The 26,641-nt window shown below is 41.6% G+C and carries 28 protein-coding genes and 1 other annotated feature; of the genes, 2 read left to right on the forward strand and 26 right to left on the reverse strand.

Going from position 1 to position 26,641, the window contains the following annotated elements:
• The 3 genes from M4D81_RS33205 to M4D81_RS33215 all read right to left on the reverse strand — a co-directional run.
• Window positions 1-205, reverse strand: a 205-nt coding sequence (locus M4D81_RS33205; protein ID WP_260069500.1) for a hypothetical protein, incomplete at its 3' end; no start/stop codon positions are given.
• 139 nt (window positions 206-344) lie between these two features.
• Window positions 345-1,148: a class I SAM-dependent methyltransferase gene (locus tag M4D81_RS33210; protein WP_260069501.1), complete on the reverse strand. Its 804-nt coding sequence runs from the start codon at window positions 1,146-1,148 to the stop codon at window positions 345-347.
• Between the two features lie 65 nt (window positions 1,149-1,213).
• Window positions 1,214-1,481: a binding site (T-box leader), on the reverse strand.
• Window positions 1,482-1,633: 152 nt separating this feature from the next.
• Entirely contained in the window at window positions 1,634-1,819 is a 186-nt protein-coding gene (locus M4D81_RS33215) for an aspartyl-phosphate phosphatase Spo0E family protein (protein WP_260069502.1), read from the reverse strand.
• 166 nt (window positions 1,820-1,985) lie between these two features.
• Here M4D81_RS33215 and M4D81_RS33220 point away from each other — a divergent pair, with 166 nt between their 5' ends.
• On the forward strand, window positions 1,986-2,321 hold the full coding sequence (locus M4D81_RS33220) for a helix-turn-helix domain-containing protein (RefSeq protein WP_244235586.1): 336 nt from the start codon (window positions 1,986-1,988) through the stop codon (window positions 2,319-2,321).
• A gap of 136 nt (window positions 2,322-2,457) precedes the next feature.
• Here the strand turns inward: M4D81_RS33220 and M4D81_RS33225 are convergent, their stop codons facing one another.
• The 10 genes from M4D81_RS33225 to M4D81_RS33270 all read right to left on the reverse strand — a co-directional run bounded on the left by M4D81_RS33225 (window position 2,458) and on the right by M4D81_RS33270 (window position 11,107).
• Window positions 2,458-2,700, reverse strand: a complete 243-nt coding sequence (locus tag M4D81_RS33225; RefSeq protein WP_260069503.1) for a type II toxin-antitoxin system HicB family antitoxin — start codon at window positions 2,698-2,700, stop codon at window positions 2,458-2,460.
• Between the two features lie 129 nt (window positions 2,701-2,829).
• Window positions 2,830-3,210 (reverse strand): hypothetical protein, encoded by a 381-nt coding sequence (locus M4D81_RS33230; protein ID WP_260069504.1) that lies wholly within the window; start codon window positions 3,208-3,210, stop codon window positions 2,830-2,832.
• A gap of 36 nt (window positions 3,211-3,246) precedes the next feature.
• Complete coding sequence (locus M4D81_RS33235; RefSeq protein ID WP_397376824.1) at window positions 3,247-4,059, reverse strand: phosphoadenosine phosphosulfate reductase domain-containing protein; 813 nt, start codon at window positions 4,057-4,059, stop codon at window positions 3,247-3,249.
• A gap of 302 nt (window positions 4,060-4,361) precedes the next feature.
• On the reverse strand, window positions 4,362-4,820 hold the full coding sequence (locus tag M4D81_RS33240; protein WP_260069506.1) for a hypothetical protein: 459 nt from the start codon (window positions 4,818-4,820) through the stop codon (window positions 4,362-4,364).
• Window positions 4,821-4,942: 122 nt separating this feature from the next.
• Window positions 4,943-6,763, reverse strand: coding sequence for a reverse transcriptase domain-containing protein (locus M4D81_RS33245; protein WP_260069507.1), 1,821 nt, complete (start codon window positions 6,761-6,763; stop codon window positions 4,943-4,945).
• A gap of 623 nt (window positions 6,764-7,386) precedes the next feature.
• Window positions 7,387-7,794: a ThiF family adenylyltransferase gene (locus M4D81_RS33250; RefSeq protein ID WP_119851361.1), complete on the reverse strand. Its 408-nt coding sequence runs from the start codon at window positions 7,792-7,794 to the stop codon at window positions 7,387-7,389.
• A 16-nt stretch (window positions 7,795-7,810) separates the two neighbouring features.
• Window positions 7,811-9,244 carry a hypothetical protein gene (locus M4D81_RS33255; protein ID WP_260069508.1) on the reverse strand — a complete coding sequence of 478 codons (1,434 nt, stop codon included), beginning with the start codon at window positions 9,242-9,244 and terminating at the stop codon, window positions 7,811-7,813.
• A 40-nt stretch (window positions 9,245-9,284) separates the two neighbouring features.
• Complete coding sequence (locus tag M4D81_RS33260; RefSeq protein WP_119851359.1) at window positions 9,285-10,004, reverse strand: hypothetical protein; 720 nt, start codon at window positions 10,002-10,004, stop codon at window positions 9,285-9,287.
• Window positions 10,001-10,669, reverse strand: a complete 669-nt coding sequence (locus M4D81_RS33265; RefSeq protein WP_260069509.1) for a hypothetical protein — start codon at window positions 10,667-10,669, stop codon at window positions 10,001-10,003. Before M4D81_RS33265 ends, M4D81_RS33260 begins: the two co-directional genes overlap by 4 nt.
• A gap of 81 nt (window positions 10,670-10,750) precedes the next feature.
• Complete coding sequence (locus M4D81_RS33270; RefSeq protein WP_260069510.1) at window positions 10,751-11,107, reverse strand: hypothetical protein; 357 nt, start codon at window positions 11,105-11,107, stop codon at window positions 10,751-10,753.
• A 397-nt stretch (window positions 11,108-11,504) separates the two neighbouring features.
• Here M4D81_RS33270 and M4D81_RS33275 point away from each other — a divergent pair, with 397 nt between their 5' ends.
• Window positions 11,505-12,017: a hypothetical protein gene (locus M4D81_RS33275; RefSeq protein WP_260069511.1), complete on the forward strand. Its 513-nt coding sequence runs from the start codon at window positions 11,505-11,507 to the stop codon at window positions 12,015-12,017.
• Window positions 12,018-12,067: 50 nt separating this feature from the next.
• On the opposite strand, the gene M4D81_RS33280 is transcribed toward M4D81_RS33275, so the two are convergent.
• The 13 genes from M4D81_RS33280 to M4D81_RS33340 form a co-directional block, all read right to left on the reverse strand.
• On the reverse strand, window positions 12,068-12,502 hold the full coding sequence (locus M4D81_RS33280) for a hypothetical protein (protein WP_260069512.1): 435 nt from the start codon (window positions 12,500-12,502) through the stop codon (window positions 12,068-12,070).
• A gap of 289 nt (window positions 12,503-12,791) precedes the next feature.
• Window positions 12,792-13,145, reverse strand: coding sequence for a helix-turn-helix transcriptional regulator (locus tag M4D81_RS33285; protein ID WP_260069513.1), 354 nt, complete (start codon window positions 13,143-13,145; stop codon window positions 12,792-12,794).
• A 3-nt stretch (window positions 13,146-13,148) separates the two neighbouring features.
• Window positions 13,149-13,865 carry a metal-dependent hydrolase gene (locus tag M4D81_RS33290; RefSeq protein ID WP_260069514.1) on the reverse strand — a complete coding sequence of 239 codons (717 nt, stop codon included), beginning with the start codon at window positions 13,863-13,865 and terminating at the stop codon, window positions 13,149-13,151.
• 19 nt (window positions 13,866-13,884) lie between these two features.
• A complete protein-coding gene (locus M4D81_RS33295; RefSeq protein WP_260069515.1) occupies window positions 13,885-15,804 on the reverse strand; it encodes an ATP-dependent DNA helicase in 1,920 nt (639 codons plus the stop codon).
• A 309-nt stretch (window positions 15,805-16,113) separates the two neighbouring features.
• Window positions 16,114-16,776, reverse strand: coding sequence for a hypothetical protein (locus tag M4D81_RS33300; RefSeq protein ID WP_260069516.1), 663 nt, complete (start codon window positions 16,774-16,776; stop codon window positions 16,114-16,116).
• Window positions 16,777-16,847: 71 nt separating this feature from the next.
• Window positions 16,848-17,231 (reverse strand): PadR family transcriptional regulator, encoded by a 384-nt coding sequence (locus tag M4D81_RS33305; RefSeq protein ID WP_119851350.1) that lies wholly within the window; start codon window positions 17,229-17,231, stop codon window positions 16,848-16,850.
• A 93-nt stretch (window positions 17,232-17,324) separates the two neighbouring features.
• The gene (locus tag M4D81_RS33310; protein ID WP_260069517.1) at window positions 17,325-18,086 is read right to left on the reverse strand and encodes a hypothetical protein; all 762 of its coding nucleotides are present in this window, start codon (window positions 18,084-18,086) and stop codon (window positions 17,325-17,327) included.
• Between the two features lie 1,196 nt (window positions 18,087-19,282).
• Window positions 19,283-20,395, reverse strand: coding sequence for an FRG domain-containing protein (locus M4D81_RS33315; protein WP_260069518.1), 1,113 nt, complete (start codon window positions 20,393-20,395; stop codon window positions 19,283-19,285).
• A 143-nt stretch (window positions 20,396-20,538) separates the two neighbouring features.
• Window positions 20,539-21,384 (reverse strand): ATP-dependent DNA ligase, encoded by an 846-nt coding sequence (locus M4D81_RS33320; protein ID WP_260069532.1) that lies wholly within the window; start codon window positions 21,382-21,384, stop codon window positions 20,539-20,541.
• A 69-nt stretch (window positions 21,385-21,453) separates the two neighbouring features.
• Window positions 21,454-22,449 carry a PIN domain-containing protein gene (locus M4D81_RS33325; protein ID WP_311200740.1) on the reverse strand — a complete coding sequence of 332 codons (996 nt, stop codon included), beginning with the start codon at window positions 22,447-22,449 and terminating at the stop codon, window positions 21,454-21,456.
• A gap of 140 nt (window positions 22,450-22,589) precedes the next feature.
• Window positions 22,590-22,925 (reverse strand): hypothetical protein, encoded by a 336-nt coding sequence (locus tag M4D81_RS33330; protein ID WP_260069519.1) that lies wholly within the window; start codon window positions 22,923-22,925, stop codon window positions 22,590-22,592.
• Between the two features lie 212 nt (window positions 22,926-23,137).
• Window positions 23,138-25,972, reverse strand: a complete 2,835-nt coding sequence (locus M4D81_RS33335) for a DEAD/DEAH box helicase family protein (protein ID WP_260069520.1) — start codon at window positions 25,970-25,972, stop codon at window positions 23,138-23,140.
• Entirely contained in the window at window positions 25,969-26,610 is a 642-nt protein-coding gene (locus tag M4D81_RS33340) for a hypothetical protein (RefSeq protein ID WP_260069521.1), read from the reverse strand. Before M4D81_RS33340 ends, M4D81_RS33335 begins: the two co-directional genes overlap by 4 nt.
• Window positions 26,611-26,641: the final 31 nt, after the last annotated feature.

Raw genomic sequence — 26,641 nt, forward strand, 5'->3', positions numbered from 1 at the left:
TTTTATTCTGTCTTGCTTTAGCCACTCTCGGTAATTGTTTCTCAAAAATGGATAATACATTTGAAATCAAATGTTCGCTCGGACTTTTGTTGTCTTTTAAAAGTGCATATATAAGGTTCAAGAAAGTCTTTGCATCTTTCTCTGTTAAACTTTTGATTGATTCCATGGTGCTATCATTTGGAAAATTTTCTTCCTTCGTCTCCATAATTTATTCCTCCATCTTTAAATATCATTTATTCTTACGTTACAAAATATTAATGCGTTGTTTCCAAGCTACCTCCCTTGATTAAAACGTTTCCAGTGGTTGGAAAGTTGTTTTAATGTTTCCCGTTAGTTCAATGCGTTTAATTCTGTTTACGTCCAATGTACATGAAGTGTTCAGCTGAGCTTAGAAAATCTTCACGCTCACAAACTTTCTCAGCCAAGTCAATCCATGCTGAAACAACTTCTGGTGTGTGGTTAAGGAGTTCCGGCTCTCGTAAGTATAAGAAGCTCTCACAATTGAGCAGATGTAGCTTTTCCAAATTAAATGTTTGGAAAAAGGGGAGTACATCTCTCGGGCGAATAAAGAAATTTTCTGAAAACCCATGTCCAGTGAAATTTGTATCTTCGACAATAGAATAGATTTGAGATCTCATTTCTTCATTTAAGATTAAACTTGGATTCCGAATCAGGTAATCCCATACGAAGGAGTAAGCAGAAACAAAGCTTACAAATAGTGTTCCGTTCGGCTTTAGTTTTTTCAAACATTCATTAATCGTGATCACCCTGTCATGCTCATCTTTTAGGTGATACATTGGCCCCATGCAGAGCACATGATCATATTGTTCATCTTCAAATACTGATAAGTTTCGGCAATCCGCCCTCATGCCCTTCAGAGGTAATTCAAGTTCTTTAGCTTTATTAAGAGCAAAGTCTACATTATTCTGTGAGAGGTCCGCCAAGGTCACTTGGCAACCAAGTTGTGCAAGGTAGAGTGAATACTTGCCCGGTCCCCCACCGAGGTCCAGCACTTTATCGTGAGGCTGGACATAGCGAGTTATGAAACGTTTGCTAAGCTCAAATTCGACCTGGTGACGATCGAGTCTGTTCCACTCGTAGTTTACTGTTTCGTCATAAAATCTTCTTACGATCTCCACGCTGTCCATGTTACCCCTCCTGAATTTTCATCATTTTTTAGAACAAATAAAAAATCCCACCCCCAAGACATTGTCTCAGGGACGAGATTATAGCTCCTCGTGGTACCACCCAGGTTCGCCAATAGGTTACCCCATTAGCCTCTTCAAGTACGACATTCCTTGTATGGGAATGTGTATACCCTAGCTCTATAACAGGAGCTCCTGTCACACCATCACCGCTAAAGATGGATCCGATGTGCGGCTCGGAGGCTTTTTTCCATAAAGAATGCTTTACTCCTTTTCAGCTACCGGAGCTTTCTGTGAAAGAATTCAATTATGTACTTCCCTCTTCGTCGCCTTTAACTATTGGATTTATCCTAACAAGAAAATGAGGAATTGTATAGGGAAATGATTAAACAAAACTGCCCGTTAGCTTAACGCCTATAGCCACTGTCTACAACAATATTTTCACGGAATAATACTTTATTTTAATCGGACAGTGTTCCCTCTGGATATCAAGTCGCCGACTGCTCATACTTCATTTTCATATGGTGATATTGAACCATCAACTCATCTACCTTCCTACTCTGTTCCAGCAGCATGTGGTTGCCGGATAAGGGAATGGATTGCTCTAGTGAAAGTTTTCCAAGCTCGTTTAACTTTTGCCGCTCCATCTCCAGCTCCCTTAACAATTCATTCACCCTTCGGCCCTCCAGTTCATAAATTAAGCCCATTTAAAAAACCACTCTTCTTGTATGTTAAAAACTACCTATTATAGTAAGTTTAAACCTCATTTAAGTCAACTCTGTACTTCACCATAATAGGAGCTGTAAACTCATGTTCTATGGGAAGAAGAGGTGACTATACATGATGATTGTTTACGATAAACAGAAGGTAGGACAGCGCATTCGCAAGCAGCGAAAGGCTTTGGGTATTACACGTGAACAATTGGCTGAACAGGTTGGGAGAGTACCTCGATTTTGCGCAGATATTGAACGTGGGAATGCTGGGATGTCCATTGAAACGATGTTAAGCATTTGTAACTTACTTAAGCTTTCGCCCAACGACTTGCTTTTAGATAACTTACAGGATACAACTCGTGATGAAACCGAATTAATTCTAGATGCACTCAACCATTGCACAGAGAAGCAGCGAAAGGATGCCATTGCTCTATTAAAGTTGTTTTTGACAGCGATTAAATAACCCTTTCCAGGTATGCTAGACTGAACGAAGCTCCTTCCACGCCGAATTTCAATTAACTATCCAAACCAATAGAAAAGCAGCCGATCCAATAGGACGGCTGCTCTATTAATCGTTAGGATTTTCTTGAAGTGGTGTTTTACACAGTGATTGAAACCGTGAGCGTTTCAACGATGCAGTTATCGTCTGGAATGGCCTTACCCCTCTTAAGCATTGATTCGATCTCCATCGCAATCAGATCACGCGCATTTTCGCGTACTTCTTCAATGGTGTCACCTTTTGCGCCAAGTCGAAGTGCCGGGATGTATGCTGTATAATCCTTCTCTGCTTTGTCTTGTTCAATCATAATAATAAAACCTTGGTCGTGGAACGGTTGTGCCATTTCGAAATTCTCCTTCCAGTATGGTTATGAATTTAGTAAGGTGTCACTTTGGACAACCTAATTGAAGAATGGAAGTGTTAGCTATAGGTATCAGCATAACAATTCCATGCTTCTCAAGGCTATCCAAAGTCAAATCACTGACTTCAGCTGCTCAACTAGGTTCCCTTTATAGAATCCTTTTACAATTTTAAGTTCACCTTGCGTGGTATCGCAGACATACAAGCGATCTATCCAATGTTTATCGCGGAGGTTGGTCATGCTCTGGAGCCAGTCTCTTTGAAATGTGATCACCTCATCCAAATTGTTCAACGGTATTAAATGAGTGCCACAATCGTAGACATACCAGGCAAATACTCCTCCATTGGACGACTGTATTATTTTAAGATCACGTAAATAAAAATCAGATTGGAATTTTTTATTCACGATCAAGCTTTTAACTATGGACTCCATCTGTTTTATGAGCTCTGGATTCATATTCTGTTTCGGTCTTTCTGTAAAAATAGTCCCCACTGTTTATTCCTCCTTCAAAGTAAATGATTCAACGATTTATATAAAGTTGGCTATCGTGAGTTGGGATTCGTTCACAAACTCAGAAAGAGAGAGTGGCTTGCCCCTCTTACTCTTCATGGTGTGACCAAGATGTAATTCCATACGTTTCAGATACTCCCAATCTTCCGGATAAAGTTGAGCGACTCGCTCCATTTCCGAAGCGGTATTGAATATACAGAATCGACAGCTGCAGCGTGAAACCCATTGATAGCATGGATGGAGTTCGATATCATGGTTGGCGGCCAATTGCTTAACCTGGGATTTGAGCATATCCTTAATAGGTCTGAACCAGTGCACTTCACGTTTTTTACGAACAGTTGCATGTGCAGGATGATACTCAATGAATGGCTCCTTGGCTCGATCGGATGATTCCTCAGAACGTTCCCCGGTAAGCATTAGTATTTTGCAGTTATCGAACTGACGTACCCATTTGGCGTAGACATCCCGTTTGGTGTAAGAGGTACAAAACCTACAACTTTTATCCGGGAACATCTTTCGGTCACGAATACGTTCTTCTAGTGATTTCTCCCCCCATATTACGACTAATGGGATTCCCAGCTTCTGACTTGCATAGCGCAAGTATTCATCCGTCTGCGGACAATCGAAAAGCTGCTTCTTCTCTGGATCGCCGTCAACCCGCATATGGACCAGTACCATCTTTTCGGTTGGTATTTTGTATCCATATTTCATGATCAGTGCGAGTGCAAGCGAGTCTGCGCCGCCAGAAAAGTTAATGTGATAGGAGTCATACTGGTCAATGGCATACATGTCAGATGGTAGCGAGGGAAGCACGAATTCATCTGCACTCACTCTTTTCATCGAATCAGATATTTGATCGTAAATCGTCTATAACCTCCCATTAGGCAATAAAAAAAGCCATGGAAACACAAATAAGACACCAAAGGTGTCTATGTCTCCATGGCAAATAAAGCCGAAATATTTATTAACCGAAAATCGGTTGACTCTCTCTTTATCGAATCGTCAACGACAAAGAAAAATCTGAAAAGCATGTAATACTATATTTATAGCAAAAAGGACAAATCTCGTCAATTATTCCTAAAATATTTTATGGATTAGCGAGGGAAGAATTTCTTCTTCCCCACTAATTTGAACTAAGAGATCTCTTGATCTTTATTGCTCAGTGATTCTAGATCTAGTACTTCATCTACAAAGATAGGACGACAACCACCAGTTCTCGCCGAAAAATTTGATACGTGAACATGAATGGTATTTGAGGCGAAGAGCTCGTTCATAACTGTTGCAATATGCATGGCAGCTTGCTCATTCGCAATCATACGTTGTGGTTGATACGGTTCAGTGCCGCAGTTGTGAGATGGAGGGATTGCGTCTTGAGCATTGATTGGGTATACCTCGTTCAGTGGAGGCAAGATCACCCTTCCCTCTTTCTTGAGCCCTACGACAATTTGACCTGAATAACCACTCTCTACATGTCTTTCAATTTCATCATTTGTCCATTGGTCTTGAGGTCGGCCATCTGCAGGAAGAAATACTCCCTCGATGCCGGCATCAATGTAGATGAGATCGTCTGTTTGATTAAAATATTCGTTCATAATATTCCTTGAATAATCGTAGGGTAAGCCCCAAGCGCCAAACATGATCTCGCATGTCGGTTTCTCAAGGCTCCCCTCAGAACCGGACTTGAAGCTTTCACCTCATCCGGCTCCCTAGATAACTAACAACCTACATATTGCCTCAGTGTACCTTTGTGCAAATCCACGTGGCAGTTCTTACATAGTGCAAGAGTTTTCCGTTGTCTAGCGATCATTACTCGTTCCCATAGCTCCTTACCCTTCAGGCCCTTGAGTTTTCGTACATGGTGCATCTCCAAATCGGCCTGGGAAGCTCCACACCATTCACAAGTGTCTGCGGCTAGTCTTGCCATAAGGCTTCCTCTTCCAGTGTAGATAAGCTTGTTAGGCACTAGATCGACGTTTACATCAACGAACGCCTTCTCGGAGCGCTTAAAAGGTCCGTTAAAGAGTTTGTTGATTACTATCTTCCCTTTGCTGTTCTTATATGTGACTGCAAGAGAGCCGTCGATCGTATACTTTCGGCGTATTTTGCTTGCCGACGTTCTGTACTTGTTGGCAAGCGTTTTCTGGAAACTTTGATGAATAATGAAGTACGGATTATGGAATGTGAAGATGTTATGTGCGAGCTGGTAATAGTTATAAAACCCTCTGATTGATGCGTTATACGATCTGATGATTTCAAGTTCATCAAGGTTAGTTAGGGGTTTGTTATGTTTGGCTTTCCAACTTCCATCTTTACCAATTAACATATATCCGTTTTTCAAGAGAAACTCTCTTACTCTGTCGTGAGGCATGCGGAGTATTACATTCCCGTTAAGTTGCTTAACTAAGCCCTTTTTTGTTGGAATTCCCGCATTTGACCTTGCGATTTCAATTTCATATCCAAGAAATCTGATAGGCTTTGAATTGTGAGTGATGAAAGTTTTCTCATCGCTGAGATTTAACTTGAGCTCTTCCTTAAGAAACTGCTTGATTTTTTGTTTGATTTCTACCGCATCTTCTTTATTACCGATTACGCTGATAATGAAATCATCTGCGTACCGGAAATACTTTAGCCGACGAAACTCCGCGTCCATGTCGTCCTTACTTGACATGCTACGTTGAAACAGTTCAGCTTGTCTTATCTGTCCTAAGATCGTCTTTTTCTCCTTCAGTTCAGTACTAGCCGCATAGTGTTTGCGGAATTTCTTGACTTGGAAGTTGGCGCTAAACCAGGCATTGCTGTGTCCCCGTGCATCTCCCTTATTGAATTTCTGAATGAGCTTTTCCATGAATCTATCCAGTTCACCTAGATAAATATTGGAGAGAATGGGGCTCAGAATGCCTCCTTGTGGAGCACCACTGAAAGTCTTATGATACATCCAGTTCTCCACATATCCTGCTTTGAGGAATTTGCGGATCAGATTTAGGAATCTCTCGTCCTTTATCTTTCTACGAAGGATGTTTATAAGAATTTCATGGTCGATATTATCAAAGAATCCTTCAATATCCCCTTCAATCCACCATTTGGTACTTTTGCATCTATCCCTAATCTTGAGGATTGCAGTATGGCAACTTCGACCAGGTCTGTATCCGAAAGATTCTTCCGAGAAGGTTGGTTCATATAGGCATTCCAAAATCACGCGGACTGCTTCTTGAACTACCTTGTCATCCATTGAGGGGATGCCGAGAGGGCGTTTCTTACCGTTCCTCTTGTTGATGTACGTTCTCCTGGCGGGAGCGGGACGATAGCTTTCGTTCCCTAGAGACTTGATAATTCTGTTGATTCTATCGAGACTAAACCCATCGATTGTTTTGCCGTCCGATCCTGGCGTCATGTTGCCTTCGTTGGATGCTTTTTTCGAGTAGGCTCTTAGGAACAGTTCGGGATTGTAAAGAATACGGTACAAATCCGTGAATTTATAATCCTCCACTTTGGTTTTTATTTGTAGGATGTCTAAAACCACATCGAGTCTTTGCATGGTATTCCACCATAACCTTTCGTATGTTTTAGATAAGCCATCCTGCTCTCCTTCGCCAGCACCTTATAGGACGGTGTCACTCATGCCTCCATGAATGTGTGGGCGTCTTTCACGCTTCCGAATTTACGGCTATCCCTGTTAATCCAGGTTCCTCGGACTACTACGAGAGCTCCGACACCATATTGGATATTCATAGACCTTTGTCTAATAGCTCTGTTAAAGCATTCCAACGTAGGTGTTCTCCGTTTAACATTAAGCTGATATATGAAACGACTTAGGCTCCCATTTCGCTCTTTTAACTTGCTTATCGCAAATGGCTGAATCTATGGTAAGCGTATGTGAGGACAACGAACCCACATAACCTAAGATTCACCTTCACTCTTTCCCACGGTTACGTGAAGGGGGGCGCGTTATTCCCTCCTAGAGCTTGGGTTCAGGCATTCCAGCTTTAGCCATATCGTATCGTCTCACTCCCAAAGCACCCAAGTCCGACGTGGTTCCGTTCTTGTCGCTTCTTTTGTACCAGGCGATTGTCCCCCAGTCGGTTTCCCTCCGAGGTAAGGTATGGAGTGGCAAGAGGCTACACTCTTGGCAGGCTAACCTGTCATTCAGCTAAACGTCTGTTACGGACGCACGTTATCTACTGCTCCTATAAGCACCTTTTGGATTAATTGGGTTCTCTTGTGTCGGTAATCCGTTAAGGAGAAAAGTTTTTCTATTTGCTCGACCGACTCAACATAAGATTCTGGATATGATCCCAGTTTCAGCCCATAAGTGCCACCGTATCGCTTGGCCAGAACCTCGGATTTTTTAAGTCCAATATCTGAAGATATAAATGGCTGCCGTAGAATGTTTTTTTGTTCTACGGTATCCGGATCGGCAATCATAAGAAAGGAGCTTACTTCCGAGAACGCACTCATCATTTTCGTAAGACGTTGCACTGTATATCCACCATTACCACCGGCACCAATCAGTACGATGTAGTAGTATAGAGATTTGTATGTAGGAGTCAGCTTAAGAAGATTGACCATAGTTATTGTCTCCTTTTTATACGAATTTCACTTTATTAACCCAGTCATTGGGATATTCTATGAAGTCCATCCGATTGTTGAAACGATGGCTTCTCAGATCCCCCTCAATAAAAACCTGAGGGTCAAGAGGGATGAACTTTCCAGCCAATCCAGCCCGCGTTCGGATATCAAAGAACACTTTGCCCGCTTGCCCTCTATGAATCTTACCGATCACCCCGTACAGCATAGTCCCGACCTCGTCATTATCATCGATCGAACTGAAATCCGCTAGCATTGTGTTATGCGAGTGGATCTCGGCAACTTTGATCATATGCGAGGGAAAAAAGGTGTAATTCGGATCAATCGAAGTTTTGGTCACGCGTTGATAAGGGACATCCAGGATGTATCTCTCATGTACGATATCAAAATAAAACACACCCATGACCTCGACGTTATATTCTGTATAGTCCATAAAAAAGGAAACAAGTTGAGCAAGAAGCTGTGTAGGGATCCTTGGTAACTTAAATTTGAAGCCAGATCGACATAGCTCTCGATATTCAGACTTTGGCAATTCAGCATCAAATTCCTCGAAACCTTCCCAGTCACATAGTTCTTCAAAAGAAGACTTTCCTATAAAGACTCCAATTGGATTTTCGCGTATTTCATAATACCCATCTTGAGAAGCCAGGTAGCTTATAGGCTCCTGGTGCTCAATTAGTTCTTTGGCGGATGAATAAAAGCCACGGGTACCATTAATGAAATATGCGCCCTTTTTTCCACCGGTTACCATTGGAACGATGATATTCTTTTTCTCGTCCCATTCCATTTTAGTCCGTTGTTTCGATAGCTCGGGATAATCTTTTTCAAGCCGTTTCCGGACTTCTTCGAGTTCAAGTGTTGCCAGCTTGTCCACGGAGAAGAATTTTGTGATCGAAAGGTTTAGACCTGAGTAACAAATGAAAGTGGTATGATTAAAAACAGGCTTTTTCACTTCCTTCTTAGTTGCGTTCGACGGCGTTTTGATGTCTGATTTGGGTATTGAAGTATTCCCGCTGTCGCCGGCGAGCTCGCGCATGTCCGCTTCGCGTTCCTCTTCTCCTTCCTCTTTTAAAGCCTCTCTCTCCTCTTCATCCAAAGTGTCATTATTTCCACCAGACGCCACAGAATTATTGGCATCAGTACAGGCATCTGGAGCGGGGGAAGATTCTTTTTCGCATCTTTCCTTCTCCCTGTGCTGCTCCAGGGATATTAACTTGGATGAAATCTTAATGCCCTGATTATTTTCGGCCGGAGCGGGCACTGTGCTACCTGGCAGATCACTTTCCTTTGATTCCGTCAAACCTGTGGTTCCCGTTTCAGACGATCCCTCCGCTTGTATTCCATTTTTCTCATCGTTTTGTTGAAGAGGATCTACAAAGTTACCACCAAAGTAAGAAAAAAGATCACTCTGACCAAAAAAATCGTTCGCCATTTCTATTCCTCCTATTGTCTATTATTATTGAGCCTAGTGCCTACACTTCCAAACCAACGATGCGATTAAACCATTCCTGAAGCGTAAGGTTTGTAGGTGCGAGATATTCTTGCGGAAATTCTCGACCTTTGATCTTGGTCACCAGTTCTCGATAACTCATCTTGCTTTTATTGGCGTCTAGGTAGTAACAGTCCGAGTTCGGGGAGTTGAAGAACAATTCCGGAAATGTGGAGAGCTGCGAGAATCGCTCTATATCCGGCAACTGCTGTCCGCCCCAGCAAACTTGAAAGTTACTTTGAACGTTTGTGTAAGGATAAAAAAAGACCATCGATTCCTCATTGGGAATGATTTGGTCTTCCAATGCCGCAAGATATACATGGACGATTGCCCATTTCTTTTCACGTGCCTGAAGTTCAAAGCCGAATACTAGTCTCGGAAAAGGAACGTCCTCCAAGATGGCTTCATGATAAAATGCCTTCCTAGTATGAGGGGACACTTCCAGGAACACAAACCTCCGAGATTTGGTCAGTTCAACATAGTGGAGTGAGCCTCTTGGCATAACAGGTGTTCGTACCATTCCGGTTTCTAGCGATTGCAGGATCGCACCGGCGACTGCCTCGTGGGTGTATATTCCTTCACCAACCTTCACGCCGTTGGAATATTCCTCAATGATCGGAAGCGCGTAATGATCCCGAATCCGGATAACCAATTCATTTCCCGTCCTACCTTCACCACTGTGAACTGAGAGCACCTGACTCATGCAACTTCATCCTTCCTATTTATGGTCTCCTGGTCTAGAACATGGGTTAGTCTTGTCAGCATCATATCGAAAGTAAATGCGTCTTTACTCTCCATTATCAAATCAGCATGAAGATATTCCATGATTTTTGCAAAAACGATATCCGTCTTTTCACCGATGCCAACGTCTGGAACGGATCCAATCCTCTCCTGGACCTGTTTTAACAAAAGAACATTACGGGCGCCGGTTTGAGTTCGATATTTATAATCATGAATAACTTGCTGTACCTCTTGCCGTATGTTCAACAATACCTTAAGAAATGGAGACAAAATGCCGTAGAAGCCTGTTAGGGTAATATCGATGAAGGAAGTGGCAACTAATCCATCCATATTGAATTCGAGATATTCGCATTCCTGCTTCAACATTTTGTTGAACTTGGCAGCATAGTGACCGCTTTCTTCTTTATCAACGATAGCGAAAAATAGAGCCATTTCCGGAAACGAGATCCGATATGTACTCACTTCCTCCCAGTGTTGATTTAATCCTTCGTTCGTCTTCCTTACATCGCTAAATGCTCGTTTTATGCAAGTGATGAAGATAGGATATTGATCTCCCCAATCATAACAATAGTAATTGATTGGATGATTCACGATATCACACCCTGCATCGTGAATCATCTTCAACATGACAAGAGCATCGTAGGTTGCCTGCATTTGTCCGATCTGCTCGGAACAGAAGTAGGATTTCTCCATTTTCTAAACCACCCTTCAAAAAAATTGAACTTCCGAGACTTGATTTTCAGGGGCAGACCGTTTAAGTTCGGCAATAAGGTTACAACTGTGCAAGTATTGGTGAATGGCATTGTCTTTGTTGACATTGTCAGTGCCTTCCTCAATGTGTTCATAGGATTCATAATTCATTGCATGATCTAATGCCTCCTTAGCATCCGCAAGCGAAAATGAATTCCAATCGACATCCTTGCTGTTGTCCGACTCATGTGCTGCCTCAATCGCACGGAAGAGTCCAATCGTAGGTGGTGTGATGTTGCTCTGCCCCACCGATGGGACTTGTTTCAATGGGGGGCATGGCAGGATCTCTTTGAGAATATCCAGGTTGATACGCATTTCTATTCCTCCTTGTTTTGGGCATAAAAAAAGCCGTTGGAAACAAAAAAAGACACACCAACGGTTGTCTCTAGTTTCCAACGGCTTATTGTAAGCCTGATTTTTTGGCGACAAATTGCCGCTACTCCCTCTCTTCACCGAATTGTAGACGGTAAAGAAAAATACTCAGTTACTCGTAATAGTGTAAGTATAACACACTGAGAGATCCGAGTGAAGTGATCCTATCATTGAAGATGATATGAATATATACCACTTCATATTTAGTCCAGAAAGAAGTCCCCAAAGCCTATCGACAATAATCGCGCATAAATGGTGATTTATCCCTATGTACACCTTTCTAAAATAAGGGTATATTTGGATTAGAAAGAAATAAATTGTAATTTAGGAGGTATTATTGATGTCTATCTTCTCTAGAAATCACAAACTAGCATACTCACTTTTATTTACTTTCTTGCTTTTTTTCTCCACTTTAACCCCGTCATATGCTGCTGAATCCTCAGAATCTGTGACTTCTGAACTTGTGGTAACGGAAGTTGAAAGTTCAACTCCAAAATTTGAGACCAAAGCAGTTAAAAAATGGGGTCCTTATTGGGTAAGACCACGAAACATCGGGGATTTTGATGGCGCGAGCGTGTATACGAACTCTGGGGTCACTACTTTCCAAATTACCGACTTACAAATGATTGGTGTTCACGCCAATGAATCTGCATATTTTACTATGAGAATTACTGATTTTAATACAGGAGAAGTCAAATACAGCAGAACGTTTACTGAGGATGTTTCGGGAAAAAGTTTTGATGTGAGTAACGCCATTCCGGGGAGAACTTATCATGTAGTACTTGAATCTCACACCAATAATGATTGTGACGGAGGTTTCTGGATCACAGTAGATGGATATGCATATCAATAAAATAAATAAAGGATGCCCACACGAGGGCATCCTTTATTTATTTGTACAAACTACATTATCGTTTTCGCATACTTCATCATTAAATCTCGGTCGAAATATGCACTGTTCATTTCAAAAAGAATGTCATTCTTAACCCATGTCAAATTTCCACCTGATCTATTTCTGTATGGACTGTAATAGTAGTTTATTTTCCCTTCACTAATAACCTCTGTAGTGTCAGATTTATTTACTTCTTCTCCTGTAAAATTACTTTCTGAAATGCTAAGTACTGAATCCTTGTCAGATAAATAAGTAATGACATATGTTCCATCAAGCTTTTTATTAACTACTTCCCATTCCTTTGGAACTTTTGGGTAAAGTGGTTTGAAGTTCACTTGACTTCTTTTGGAATCCGATTCTTTGACCTGAAGTGGAGTAGCATATGCTGTTGGAATACCTACCAGAAGAACAACCAAACAAGCGATAATAATTGTTGTCTTTTTCATGTTTCCTCCTAATATTACGGTTCTATTCAATTAGGATTGTCTTTTCAACATGAAGGTATACCTGTATTACATAAATTGTCAATTTATATAGGTGATTCATATTATCTTGTGAAAATAGTATCATAATTTAATCCAAGATCAGTTGTGTAGATACATTCTTTTATTAGTGTTGGTAAAACACTGGCATTGGATCGATCGCTATTTGACGAATTCGGCTTTTGACGAACTAAGTTTAAAATTACATTCCACGACGTACCGCCACTAATTCCAGCCTCTAAATCTTTATGGTTTATCTCCCACTCTCCAAAGGTACCGTTTTTTTTACTTTGTCTTCAGAATAACCGTTTACTCTAAGATCTCCAATATAAACAGAGTTTGCATAACTCAAAAGCATCATTCTAAGTATCAGAGCTTGAAGTTCTCGAGCCGAACTTAATTTTGTTTTATGTAATATGCTGGTCATATGATTTTTTAATGTGTGCTCCCGAATGCTCAACCGACAACCGAGATCCCGGTTATTCTCGCCATGGATGGCCAGAGCCTTTACAACTTCAATTTCTCGTAATGACAGTCTGTATGTATTCTTAATCTCCTGAAAAACTTGTTCCAAATTTGCGTTTTTGAATTTCATAACTAAACTCATACTTTAACCTCCAGTTATGTGGGAATCTATGAAAAAAGTAAACCAAACGACACCGACGGTTGTCCCCATACAAAGGTATTCGATCAGGGTACCTTTAAATGTTCCGGTACTCATAATTCGAAGCCTTAAGGCGAATTGAAATGGGGGTAGAATACGAATACCACGATTCGTTAGTGAATCAGCAAGAATATGAAGCATGTAGGATAAACCTCCGGCTAACCAGATTGAGCGGTCACCCGTTGCAAAAAATAAGATTAAAGTCCAGCCGGTTAATCCATATAGGGTATGTGTTAATCCTCGATGCGGAAGGAAAGGCACAATGATTAAGATCGCTCCAGCGATATAGTTCCAGGGTGTGAACTGGTCGCCAAGTGTAAGTAGTCCGATACCACCGAGTAACATGATCACATTCTTTAATCTCCGGTTAGGCAGCATCGTGAATGTCATTATGAACAGTGCCACCACAAAATTCCAAGGGGTAAATGCCTTCCCAAGAAAGCAAATGCCAGCAGCAGCCAACAGTAACAAAAGTTGAAATATTCGAATCACTGATGTTGGAATTGCTCTTGATACTAACAGAGAGTTTGGTTCATCGATATCAGGTAACAACGAACTCAGCACGGCAACGACAACAACGGGAAGTGTTATGACGTGTCCGGTTAGTCCAAGTACAGACACGGATAGGCCCGTACTAATTACAAAATGAGCTCTCCCCATCATAAGTACCAGCTCCTTTCTACTAAATCGGTAGAATGTGTACCAAATCGGATACGGTCGATGAGTACTGACATTTTGGCAGTGATTTAATGATAAGTCCTTTGTATCGTTTGGTTCTCATTCGATTATCGAGGATAATGACGGCCCCTTGACAGTAAACGGAGCGATTTAGTCGCCCGAAACCTTGCTTTAGCTTAAAAATCATTTTGGGGAACATGTAGTCGAAAAAGCTACTACGATTGGCTTTCTCCAGCAGCTCGATTTGGGCTTTGATTAATGGGTCATCCGGATGTGGGAACGGCAATCTGGGGATCACAACAGCGGTAAGGGCATCTCCAGCCACATCGACTCCAGTCCAGAAACTTGAAGAGCCAAATACGATCGTTCGCGGCTCATTCTTAAGTTGCTGGATCAGTTCCTCTCTGTTACAGCCAGGATACTGGACCAATAGATGGTAACCTACCTCGCTGCAATAATTCTGAAAAGAACGAGCGACCTGGTTCATTGCCTCAAAGCTTGTAAATAGAACAAGCATGCGGCCGCCGGTATACATTGTGATTTCCTCCAACTTCTCTGCCGTGTACCGGTTAAATTCCTGGCTATTTGGATCCGGTGCATCATCGGGAACAATGATCATCGTCTTGTTCAAGTAATCAAAGGGACTCGAAACAACGACAGAATCATATTCCTTCACCCCGACTCGACCTGCAAAAAAGGAGAATTTCCCCCCATTGGACATGGTTGCGCTGGTTAAGATGACGGGAACCTTTTCGAACAAGCTTGAAGCTAAGATGACTTTAGGAAAAAGTGGAGCTGCATGTAGTGTGATGTGATCACGACCACGAACAGTTGCCCAGTAGGCCCAGGAACGCTTGGAATTACTACTTATAAAATCCAGATCGTCATTGCACTCGAAGAGCTTTTCCAGAATATCCGAGGCGCCCTTGACGTTCAGACTCTTTAGCTTATCAATGAATTCCTTTATCAAAGAGCAGACATCAGCAACATCGATTTTTTCATGAAGGAGTTGATACGCTTTATTTTGCATTCCATTTCCGACCTCAGTGTATACCTGATCGAGTTTTGACTGAATGTCCTGGCGAATCTGAGAAAACACGAGCTGCGTACGATGATCTAATTCTGTAAAGAAATCTCGACGGAATAGATGTTCGAATAAAGATTCGAATCGGTTCACATCAGCAGACTTTTCGAAAATCTGGCAGCAGACGTCCTCCATTTCATGCGCTTCATCAAAAATAACGGCGTCATAGTTTGGAAGCGAACCATTTCCAGTCTTCCTTCGTATAGCAAGGTCAGAGAAGAAATAAGCATGGTTGGTGACAATAATATGTGATTTATGCATCTTCTCTTTTAACTCTTCAAGTAGGCAGGACTCCGGCTTATTGATTGCCGGGCAGGTGCTTGCTGAAATTTTGTTCCACAAGCTATCTTCAACATCGAAACCAAGGCCGGTACGGTCGTTTACGTGCTCTCGCGTGACTCTCTTGAATATTTTCTGTACGGTTTTGGATTCTTCCGTCATACTTCGAAGTGTTTCCTGCCATAGGTTCTCTAGTTTGGAATAGCAAACGTAATGAGATTTTCCTTTCACGAGCTGGTATTTTAAGTTCTGATGCTCCATTTTCAGTATCTGTTGTACGCGTGGGAGCTCTACATTTACGATCTGAGTCATAAGCGGGATCGTATGAGTACAAACAATGACAGTTTTATTATTTTCTACAGCCCACTTGGCTGCTGGAATTAAATAACCAAGTGATTTACCTGTTCCAGTGCCAGCTTCAGCCAAAAGGTGTTTTTCATCCTCCAGTGCTGCCCCTACTTTATTCGAAATGAGCATTTGTGGTGGGCGCGGCGAGTATCCTTTTACAAGTTTGGAGAGGTGACCACCGGCTCCCAGCGCACGCTGAATAAATTCTTCCACAAAAACCTCCTTAGCACTATGTATATATATTAATTAATTGATATATATACATAGTACTATAAGGCTATAGAAAATCAAACTTTTTCATCTATTTATTCTCTGGAGTTAAATCGGTTGGAAATAAATAGAGCCATGTTCATTTTGAACACGGCCTATTTACAGCAGTTTTTATAACGGTCTATTATTGTTATATGTTAAACCTACGATATTTATATCTATATTCATTCTATAGTTCTTGAAGGATCGATCGGAAAAATTAAGACTGTGGATGATCTTATTTCCGTCACGGGACTGGAGGAAGCTCATGAGCTACTCGCGTAAAAAGGCTTTGAGATACTGCTCAGGGATCTTTCTCTTGTAATGATCCGGTAGATGTTCAAAACAATACACCATCTTGTTTCTATTGAGATTCGGTACCTGCTTTAGCAAGTCCCACTCATCCGCACTTAAAGTCTTATGACAACCAGCCATAATGCACTTTCGCTCAACCTTATGATTTGGATTTGCCAAACGTACCTGGTTCTGCCCCTCTATAGACGGATCGCTGTCCAATAGGTGCCGGATACCTGGATTACCTCCCCAATCCATCTTATTATGTGGGGCAAGGTCCCTCCAACCCATCTGCCAAGTGTCTAAGGCATCGACAAATGCACTGGCAGCAGCTTGATCTAGTGTATTAGAGATTTTAGGGCGCCCTTTGCTATCGCTATCGATATATGCTAAACCGTATCCGTCACGACTGTGGTCACCGATCGTAACCGTGACTATGACCTTCACATATAGATGTTCAAGGTTGATTTCAATGTCTTTTATCGATTTATTCCACTTCCCTTGAGTGGCTGCTTCCAGCCTATCCGTATAGATTTGATTCGGTATATAGGCTTTATTGTTATCGGATCGAAACTTCACAGTACCATTTGGAAACGATTCCTTCAATCGAAGAATAATTTCCGAGTAACTCAGCTCGTCCATATTTTCACTCCCCGAGAATTCTTCTCTAACTTCACGGCCACATCAACTTATGGGGTTTCCCACAGTCTACATTAATTGTATCGCGCTATGTATTTTTCGAAATTCGAATATACTTTCCGCGCCAGCCGAACCCGCTCCGGTAGCTCCCGCAACATCTGCATCAAATATTCGTTACCTGAATCCGTGATGCTATAGTAGCGATTATACCGATCATCGCCCCCCCATTCTCGAATAACATGTCCATTCTCAGCCAGTTTCCTTAGCCTCGCGCTAAGGTATGAATCGTTAACACCGATTCCGCCCAGGATAGCTGCGATTTTCTTATCCAGTTCACTGACATAAAGCTGTTTACCGTCCTGAAGTTCTGATAATACTACGAAATCAATCACCTGCTGCACTTTAATGACGTAACCAAGTGTACCTTCTTTTTCAATGGGATTATCGTCTCGAGGCATAGAAGATTCTCCTTTCTATTGTTCGATAAATGATCGCTATCAATATAAATGTACTATGTGTATGCGTAGTGCACCTTTCTCTAATGAATGAGTCTAAACCGGGTCAGATTTTAAGAATTGAAACTTGGAGCAGGTAAAAAGGGCTTCTTCAAAAGAATTATGGTATAACTCCCCTGTCTCCTCGTCGATGTTAAAGGTTGCGGTTTGATTGATTTGAACGAGAACACCGTTAGCATTTTGCTCTAATGCCTGATTTAACTGCTTTTGGCTAACATACTCAAACGCTTCAGGAAAAGTGTGGCGGAGCTCTTCGAGCTTATCTTTGATATAGTTAAACACGGTTTCTCCGTATTCCATTACTCTCTCTTTACTTGGAAAAGTTCCTTTGTGGGTTACTTCGTTCCTGAATTGAGTAGTCTTATTGCTTAACATATCAGGGGATTTATTAAAAGAAAGCAGATATAACATCATATACGCTCCAAGTTGACGTTCTGATTGCTGGGACATTTTTTTCCAAGTGGATATGTATTGGGAATTGAAGTTGTTTCCCCCATGGGGTTTTCCAAAGTTGTTTTTTAATGCAGCTGTCATAACCTCAATACTAAACTCGTGAAAACGTTCAACAGCGACAGCAAAATTGGTTGCGGCTTCACGGTAGTAACCATCATTCAATGCGTGTAGTCCCATGTCAAAAAGCAGCTCGAACCTTTGGTGGGTTAGTATCAATACACTGGGGTGCCCTTTAGGACAAGTAACAGACTGAATTATGATTTCATCAGTGATGTCAAACATGAAATAAGATTCATAGTCATTTTCTAGGATATCGCAAACAGCGCACCGTGTTGAAATTCTCATTCAAACGCCACCTTAAAAAAAGTATGATTTACTCATGAACTAATTGTATCATGGTATAAAGGCAGACTCAAAGCGTGTTTTTACTATCCGTGTTTGCACGGATTTGCCTCCCACTCTCCCCATCATACGTCGCACTCTCACATCCAGCCCCTTTTATACCATCCTTCTACTCCTTTGGTATCTAGATTCGAATCTAGTTGCAAAATTTAAATCTGCAACTTAATTCGTATTTATTCTTCTGCCATGTACGTACTTGCTGCAGATTTAAACTCTGCCTCTTAATCCGAATTCAGTTGCAGATTTCCGACCGCCGGGGGGGCCGCGCGCGGTGCGCGAAAACCGGGTTGAAAAGGTGACCAAACCCACAGTGTAGGGATCCGAAAACAAGATACATCGAAATCGTCGAAGGTTTACGAATATCCGGATAAAAAGGAGCGGGAGCCAGCTGTAGGACTGTGGAGGTCAAAAGTTAATCATGAAGTTATATCTCTAGGGTGGAACAGCCGACCGAACGGCAGATTGGTGATGACGATAGGCGGTGGAAGGAAATGAAGCGGGGAATGGTCGACGTGAGGGAATAACCGTGCAAACACGCTTAGTGAAAACACGAATATTGATATATGCAGTCATGTTTCAAAAAGTACTTGCCCTGTATTCATACTTCATCGATCCTGGTCCCCTTTGATAAGTTTCGCGTGTATTCAAAAAAACTGAATACTAATCTATTCATAAAACTGAACACTTTGTGGTATTATGGATGTATGAGATAGATATCATATATACGCTGTATATACGATATCATTAGGTATTTTCCGAAAGGTAAGTACCTATAATAAAAAAAGAGCCCACACCGATGCAACGGTTTAGGCTCTGAAGAACAAAGGCTGTGGATTGTCCACGGTATGTGCTTGTTCTATTCTTTTGCGAAAGACCACCTAGCCGGGAAGCTAAGAGGTGGTCTTTCTTTTGTTTGGCTTCCGACGAGTCCAGCGGTATAACTTCCGCAGGCTGAGAACGATGCTCAAGGCTGCTGCAATACCTTTCAGAATGTCTAGCGCGATCACAGGCGTCACCTCCTTTGAGGCTACATCCGTGATCGCTCCACCGCACTTTGTCCTATTTATATTATAGCAAGTTATGGTATTATCCGACACCTAGATATTCCAAGATTAACTGCGCTCCGTTTGAAAGACATCCTATTTTGATAGGTTTTTCTTCTTATACATAATCAAATCATTATTATACTTTATAGATTTTGCTATATTATCAAAATCGCCATAGATGCTTTCCAAATTTACACCTAAAAAATTTAACTCTTCAAGGATTGTTTCACTATTTTCAACTTCAATTGTTATGTCTGGAATAATAGATTGATAATTCAATACGCCATAGTTATAAACCTCCTCTACCTCATAGAGATAAGGTTGGTAAATAAACAATCCCTTTTGATTAGTGATCCTATCGAATAAATCTGGAGGCTGGTAAGTAAAATAAATATCCAATTTAATGTCCACCCCCTCTTTATATGACTTTAAAAAATCAAGAATATTTATTAATAATGCCAAGTATGTTTTAGCTAATTTTGATTCATACGAGCCTGTCATAAAATAAATACTGGTTACTTTTTCGTTTTCTAGAAATTCTCTAATATTTTTCGGGCCTACTTTTCCTATTCCGTCTATATATTCTTCTAGAGTGTCATAAATATACTTATCAATCTTTCCAGTACTCAAATCAATATAAAACGCGGAACTTTGTTCATAACATTTGATTAAATCCTCGATCCAAATTTCAATGTATTCCTTATTCTCAATGAATAGTTTTTCTACCTTTTCAAGGATAATGCTTTGGACATTTTTATCTTTTACTAGTAGTTCAAAAAAATTCTGATAGTTATACTCGATAAGTAAATCAGTAATATCAATTAACCTATTTTTTTTGATCAAGTAGATTTCAGCACTATTAGTAGATTCTTGTTTTCCATTACAGGCAAAAAATAATGCCACTAGCGGTGATCTCGTGAAGTCTACAATATTTGTTGGTAATCCATGATGCTGACAAAAGGCTAAGAAATGCCGTTGTTCATCTCGTGAAAGTTTCCTAATCACTTTGTTGTAATAGTCTTTCCTCATTCCCTCAATATCATAAAAAGTATCTGACTCCCACCCACCTTTATACGGTCTAAAACCACTTGCTTGTATGCCTCCGTAGGCTTCATTTTGACCTCTAAAAATATAATGATAGTAATCCTTTTCTCTGATGAGGTCTATGTATTGTCCAACAGTAGATATAGTATGTTCAGATGTCATGGATTTTTCCTCTCTATAAATCACATAGTTTTCTCAAAATTATAACTTATAACATCCCTTCTGTGTCATTAATATGCTGTTAAAGGATACTAAGCTCCTTGTATACTATAAAAAAAGAAGAACCCACCGGGTCCTTCTTTTATTTAAACGACATACTCCAGCACAGCTAAACGCATCTTTCCAGTGCTCGTCCAGTTTCGAAACCGAACACCTATCTGTACATGGGGTTCGACAAAGACAAAATCTCTTGTCTCTCGAATTATTTTACGCTGCAGCAACGGGAACACTCTCTTACGTACCGTCTCGGTTAAACCGTACTCAACAACCCCTACCGGGATCAAACGATCATCTTCCTTAAGGGCAATGGACCAGGCTAGTTTTTTTCGAGAATATCCAGTGACAAAGACCGTTTCCCGGCTGTAGCAAACAACACGCTGCCAAACATCTCTCCTCGCCCCCGAATAATATCGGCTGTTCCGGAGTTTCAGTACAATGCCCTCCAGGGCCGCCTGCTCAACAGCGCTGTAAAAAGGGATGAAGTTATGATCAACATACCGAATCCTCTTGATCAGATCATTCTCTCGGAGAGTTTGCTCCAATAACTCTTTTCGGTCCATTAACGGCAGCCGGCGGACATCCTCGCCACATTTCTTCAAAATATCGAAAGCTACGAAAGTTAGACCTGGCGAGGGAGTCGGAGTTCGGTTTTGCATGAAACGGCGCATCATGGCTTCAAAGTTGGGCTTACCGTCTGGATCCGATACAATGAGTTCACCATCCAACACAGTTCCTTTCGGGACGGCAGCTTTAACCCCGCTCACGATTTCCGGAAATTTAAAAGTGATTTCGTTATTGTGTCGTGTATATATTTTCGTGTGATGATCGACTTCTACGACCGCTCGGATGCCGTCCAGCTTTAATTCAGCAATATATCGATCGTCCTCAAACGCTTCTTTTGCATCTGCTAATAGCATGGGTTCAAACTCCATCAAAACTCACCACCTACATATAACGGTAGCATGTGAATTTTCACAATCCTACAGGTATATGTTGGTCAATCAGAATTCATCTGGTTCCAGTTCCTTGGTGATAATCCTACTTACCTCAAAATTTGAGGGTATTTCATCCGGATTAATGGTAAATGTAAAGTCAACTCTGTGCTCCAATCCCTTATTTCCAATAAGGACGGGATTTTCTTGATTCACCAAATATATTGTTACATCATGACTAATATCAGCTACTGCATAGATGACGATTTCCTCACGATACACTTCTCGTTCGATATCATGCATCGAGAGACTATAAAATGGTCGTGATTGGATCTCAGTGTATTTGGGAAACAATTGTTCCCTATAAATTTCTTCTAAACTCTTAAGGTAGTAGTTGATCTCGTCGTTAATATCGTCCGAGAAATGTTCAATCACAAGTTCTTCTATGTACTCATATGCATGTTTTAGATCCCGATTTGCATCTATAGAAACTAACTTCTGGAAGTTTTCCTCTTCGGTTTGATCTTGTCTTAATTCTTCGAGCAACTCAGCTTGGTCCATCATGTATTTTTCAATCGATACATAACCTTTAATCCTTTTGGTATCTTCCAGCAGATCCTGATGGAGCTCTGTCTTACTCTCATCGAAAAACTCATTTGTATTTTCAGAAATAAAAAAGCAATTATCTAATTTGGATTCTTCGGCAAAGTAAGCATAAGTGAGCCATATGACAGTATCCTTAAACTCCTCTTTCCCATCTGTAAAAGGCTTTCTATTTGAAATAGCCCGATCCACAATTTCCGAAAATATATCATAGCGGTTATGTTCGATAATGACTAAAAGTCCTCTTGATTTCAAATCCTCGTAATAGTTTATAAGTTGATGAATATATATTTCATCCTCCTCTAACGTAAAACCCGGATCGTTAGTCATTATTTTCTTTAAGTCACCATAGGCTCGACTGAAAAGCTTTTTCCTCTTTTTTAATTCTTTTCGATAATTATTCAGTGTTTCTTTGTATACAACCTCCGATAAATAGATCCTTCCATCTAATTGAAAATATATCTACTAAGTTTCGTGCGGAATTCCCTTTTAAGAATGGGTCGTTGAATAGAATATTTGAATCAATAAAGATATTCACAAGACTCCCTCTCTTTTTCGTCATTTTCAATAGTTTACATAATGATATTTATGTATGCTATTCTCTAGTTTTTCTGTTCCCCAAACGTCTGTCTAGCCCATTCCTCTAAAGTAATTCCATTTTGGATTTTAAACCCTTCTGCCTCATCAGCTGCATCAAAAACCAGCAATTCCTCATCTTCTTGCTCATCAACTATTTTGGACGGTCCACGACCATAGTTGTATTCATTCGGCCGCGCATGAAGCAATCTGACATAATCACCTGATTTAGCACAGGCTCCGCCTAATGCGGTGTTATTAATATTATCCGGCGAGATCGGCCCGAATACAGCACAATGAGTCATTTCATCGTTGAGTTTTTCACAAATTCGGCAGGTTGGATAAATCTTCTGAGTACCCATAGTAAAATTCTCCCTTTTCCTTCTATTTGCTTCAATCATATAACGGAAATCGAAATTCACAAAATTTCTCAATAAAAAAAGACGCCGGCATCGCCGGCATCTTTATCAGATTAAGCTATATCTTTTATTGAATCCTCTTGATTATCAGAGTAACCCATACCCGCTTCAAATGTTTAAGACTATAGGGAGCTGTTATTCAGCTCCTCGAACTTTTAAAAATTAAAAGCTATCTGGCCAGCTCCTACATTATACCTCTTTTTTGTCTTGACCACTGGTCTTTGGCCTTCAACCATAAGCTCTATCTTTCCCTGTTGCTCTTGAACCAGTTTGTTGGTTAAATGAAACACCCACCTGCGAAAGCCGGCTGTCTCTTTGGGAGCCTTTGAACAATCCCAGGTCAAAATGGTCGAGTCAGGTCGGCTGGAAACATCCAATCCATCAACGCCAAGCTTTACTCGATCAACAACGTACTCAATCTGCTGCTCAAAACGAGGATAAAGATCAGCAGGTATAACGGCGTTTGCCCAACCAAGAAGGGCTTCCTGTAGTGATTGTGCCTCGAAAATTTCGACCCCCAATGACAATGTACTCTCTGGTTTTTGCACTTCACTGAGACTGAAATCGACTTCGGCGATTGGATCCTCTGCCGCCGGAGCAATTTGAACCAAATTATCCGGAATGAACTGACTTGCATCAATTGTCATCTTCCCCCAGATGGACTCTGCGCTCTCCACACCTTCAATGTTGTTCCCAACAAAGCGCTTCGCCAATTCAGTAGCTAAGCTACCCCCAGCTCCTTCAGTGAGGGCAGAAAGTCCTTCTTGAGAGAACTGCCCCTCTAAAGCCTGTGCAGCACTCATTTTGGCTGCCATCAAATTTATCGCAAGTTCCTGCATCGTTCCCTTATACGAATTGTACACGGTCAAACATTTATTTGCCTGACCGATCCGCCAGTGGCGTCTTGAAGCTTGGCGTACAATGTTCAGTCGGTATCCGGTCTGGTAAAAATAGAGCGACGGAAACATGAGAAGATCGAGTCCGGTGCTAACTAATACTGGATTCGTCAAGATGACCTGTACTCCTTCATGCACCCGATCAGCAATCCATTCTTCCCGATCTTTACCCTTGACATCAGACTCAAGAATCGCAGTTTTAATCCCTCGTTCTTCAAGCAGTCGAGAAAGCCGCTGCAATGTCTTCATTTTACCTGTATAGGTTGCGTAAATGCCGACTCTTCTCCCAAGTTTCAACTGCGAGCGCACGAACTTGATCATCTGTAGTTCTTTAGGATATAAGAGGCGGTCACTTAACCGATACTTGTCGGGTACAATACACTTTCCTGTATCCGGATGATAGACCCCTTTAAAGTTGAAAGGGACATCCGGATAGCTCAAGAGCGTATTGAGCAAGCTGCCGAGCAACAACGACTGTCCCCCTGCGGCGAGTTCTTTTTCAATGGCTGCTCTCAGAAGGTTTTCTACTTTGGTTATATTCTCTTTTAGGTACCCGGCAGGCGCAAGCAACCTCATTCCCTTCCTAAGCCCTCTCTTAACTCCTGGTCGACGTTCAATACGAGCGCTGCAGTTTACAAACTTTCGCTCACCCTCAAGTGGAACACTCATCGGCCCTTCGCTAAGTTCCGGCAACACCTCAAACATATCAGCCATTTGAATGAACACAGCAACATCGCTTAGAATGTCCGTAAAGAGCTGAGGAGCTGCAGCCGGTTGTTCCTTCACGCTGGTACGTTTCGATTTCCCGTTACTGGAGCTGTTTAAATCTCCTTCATCACGTATTTTCGTTACCCGTTCGCGGACGCCGTATAAGTCAATCCATTTTCCTACATCATCCCAGTTAAAACCTAACTGCTTCATACGAGCAGGAAACATACGAAATATCAGCTCGAATAAGGAGGAAGCGTAACCGTTTGACAAGGTGCCCGTCATAGCGATCCCACGTCTAGCACAGTTTAAGAAGACATGAAAGGCGTGTGCTTGGGCACTACCACCAGCAAGCTCATGGCATTCATCACCGATGGCCAAGTCAAATTTCCCCTTAAACCACCGCTTAAACAATTCTGCAGGAGATACCTTGCGTGGCGCCGTCCCAGTCACCGGCTTCGGCATGCCAGAGATGAACGTTTTATTGCGATTTTTTGCCTGCCAGAGCCGAGCTCCGCAAATACGGGTCTCGTCCTTATCCGGATCAGAATTTTCATACAGTCTTACAGGATTTGAGCAGAACAAATTACTTTTTCTTCGCTTGGGTTTTCCATGTTTATCGAAAAAGTCATCATGCTCCATGGGAACGAGGCCGCCTTCTTTTTCTTTCATCAACTGGCCTCCACAATCCGGACATTTCCATCCCCGAAATGCAACTTTTTCGACCATATAAAAATCTCCATCATTAGTCGGGATCCGCTGCTGATATGTACGGTCCGACCATTGAGCAGCCGGCTCGTAGATGTAACCAAGCTTAGCAGTATCCCTTGCTATGATAAACACCTCAATCTTTTGAGGCTTGGTATCCAACTTCCGACTATCACGAAGTCTAATGACATCTACATAATCAGACAAAAAATGAACCTCAAACAGATTCTTATCCAGTAATATTCCGCATTCCCGCTTCGTCTTCTTGATCAAATGATTGGGAACCATATAAAGGACTCGCCCAGCCTTCTTCTGAAGCAGCTCAGTAATGAGCGAATAGAAGACCGAAATAGAGACGGATGTTTTCCCTGTTCCAGGCTCACCAATCACAAAGAGATTCCGATGACGCTTAAACCCCTTGATTAAAGCAGTTACGACGTGAGCCTGCGCTTGAAATAAAGGACGTTTGAAGTTTTCTAACACCTCGAGTGGCTTATCATGTCCAGGATGATGAACCGGGACATATTCGTCATTCAGACGCCGAATAAGAGCGGGCCCGAATAATTCTAAATAATCCCCAATGTTTTCTATATCCGCAAGTGATGTTACACTCTTCTCCCCTAACGATGGATCGATCTCCTCGATCGCCATGTTATGACTTTCTACGTGAGTACTCATGAAGCAGCCCCTTCCTTCGTATCATCGACCAGTCGAATAGCGCCTGTTCTGAGTCCATAGGACACATATTCGTCTAAAATATCTTCGCCGGCCAACAACTCGAAGGCAGCCAACTTACTATAATCCCCCGTATAGTCCCGCACATCAAGCGGAATGAGATATCCATCCTGGAAAAGACGTTGATACAAGTATGGGATCCATTCTTCAAGTAACGGAGTTTCATAATAAGCATCGATTGCCCAGAAGAGCTTTTCATGAATGTTTCCATCCCACGCAAAGATACAGTAACCTTGGTCTTGACGTGACAGCACTCTTTCACTGGCCACAATTCCGGTGACCAGGGTTTCGTCTTCACGTTGTGAAAGGTGTTTGTACTTTCCGTATGGCTTCACATATAAGGCAGAGTGTTCACCGGGTTTTTCCCCAATTCGTGGTGCATGAAAGATTCGGAAGTTGACATCCTCGGCCTCTTTGGCATGATGAAACTGTGCGAATACAGCCTGCACGCGCGAGTCAATATCGATAACATTCGTATAAATGAGATAATGATTCTTTTGGTCTGAATCATACTTCGTTACCAAAAGTGAACAATGGACTCTTACGTAAATATCTTTATGATTAAACTCCATAAATTTCATATTCTTGTTCCCCTCTTCTGAAATCTTAAGC

This window comes from Paenibacillus sp. p3-SID867 (assembly GCF_025142895.1).
GTDB lineage: Bacteria > Bacillota > Bacilli > Paenibacillales > Paenibacillaceae > Paenibacillus_AQ.

Excerpts from the sequence above, each read along its gene's own strand:
- M4D81_RS33245 (WP_260069507.1), bottom strand. The coding sequence starts at position 6,763 with ATGCAAAGACTCGATGTGGTTTTAGACATCCTACAAATAAAAACCAAA.
- M4D81_RS33320 (WP_260069532.1), bottom strand. The coding sequence starts at position 21,384 with ATGGAGTTTGAACCCATGCTATTAGCAGATGCAAAAGAAGCGTTTGAG.
- M4D81_RS33255 (WP_260069508.1), bottom strand. The coding sequence starts at position 9,244 with ATGGCGAACGATTTTTTTGGTCAGAGTGATCTTTTTTCTTACTTTGGT.
- M4D81_RS33340 (WP_260069521.1), bottom strand. The coding sequence starts at position 26,610 with ATGAAATTTATGGAGTTTAATCATAAAGATATTTACGTAAGAGTCCAT.
- M4D81_RS33265 (WP_260069509.1), bottom strand. The coding sequence starts at position 10,669 with ATGTTGAAGATGATTCACGATGCAGGGTGTGATATCGTGAATCATCCA.
- M4D81_RS33305 (WP_119851350.1), bottom strand. The coding sequence starts at position 17,231 with ATGCCTCGAGACGATAATCCCATTGAAAAAGAAGGTACACTTGGTTAC.
- M4D81_RS33335 (WP_260069520.1), bottom strand. The coding sequence starts at position 25,972 with ATGAGTACTCACGTAGAAAGTCATAACATGGCGATCGAGGAGATCGAT.
- M4D81_RS33315 (WP_260069518.1), bottom strand. The coding sequence starts at position 20,395 with ATGACATCTGAACATACTATATCTACTGTTGGACAATACATAGACCTC.
- M4D81_RS33310 (WP_260069517.1), bottom strand. The coding sequence starts at position 18,086 with ATGAGAATTTCAACACGGTGCGCTGTTTGCGATATCCTAGAAAATGAC.
- M4D81_RS33270 (WP_260069510.1), bottom strand. The coding sequence starts at position 11,107 with ATGCGTATCAACCTGGATATTCTCAAAGAGATCCTGCCATGCCCCCCA.
- M4D81_RS33330 (WP_260069519.1), bottom strand. The coding sequence starts at position 22,925 with ATGGGTACTCAGAAGATTTATCCAACCTGCCGAATTTGTGAAAAACTC.
- M4D81_RS33260 (WP_119851359.1), bottom strand. The coding sequence starts at position 10,004 with ATGAGTCAGGTGCTCTCAGTTCACAGTGGTGAAGGTAGGACGGGAAAT.
- M4D81_RS33250 (WP_119851361.1), bottom strand. The coding sequence starts at position 7,794 with ATGGTCAATCTTCTTAAGCTGACTCCTACATACAAATCTCTATACTAC.
- M4D81_RS33300 (WP_260069516.1), bottom strand. The coding sequence starts at position 16,776 with ATGGACGAGCTGAGTTACTCGGAAATTATTCTTCGATTGAAGGAATCG.
- M4D81_RS33240 (WP_260069506.1), bottom strand. The coding sequence starts at position 4,820 with ATGAACGAATATTTTAATCAAACAGACGATCTCATCTACATTGATGCC.
- M4D81_RS33210 (WP_260069501.1), bottom strand. The coding sequence starts at position 1,148 with ATGGACAGCGTGGAGATCGTAAGAAGATTTTATGACGAAACAGTAAAC.
- M4D81_RS33225 (WP_260069503.1), bottom strand. The coding sequence starts at position 2,700 with ATGGCACAACCGTTCCACGACCAAGGTTTTATTATTATGATTGAACAA.
- M4D81_RS33280 (WP_260069512.1), bottom strand. The coding sequence starts at position 12,502 with ATGAAAAAGACAACAATTATTATCGCTTGTTTGGTTGTTCTTCTGGTA.
- M4D81_RS33290 (WP_260069514.1), bottom strand. The coding sequence starts at position 13,865 with ATGATGGGGAGAGCTCATTTTGTAATTAGTACGGGCCTATCCGTGTCT.
- M4D81_RS33275 (WP_260069511.1), top strand. The coding sequence starts at position 11,505 with ATGTCTATCTTCTCTAGAAATCACAAACTAGCATACTCACTTTTATTT.
- M4D81_RS33285 (WP_260069513.1), bottom strand. The coding sequence starts at position 13,145 with ATGAGTTTAGTTATGAAATTCAAAAACGCAAATTTGGAACAAGTTTTT.
- M4D81_RS33220 (WP_244235586.1), top strand. The coding sequence starts at position 1,986 with ATGATGATTGTTTACGATAAACAGAAGGTAGGACAGCGCATTCGCAAG.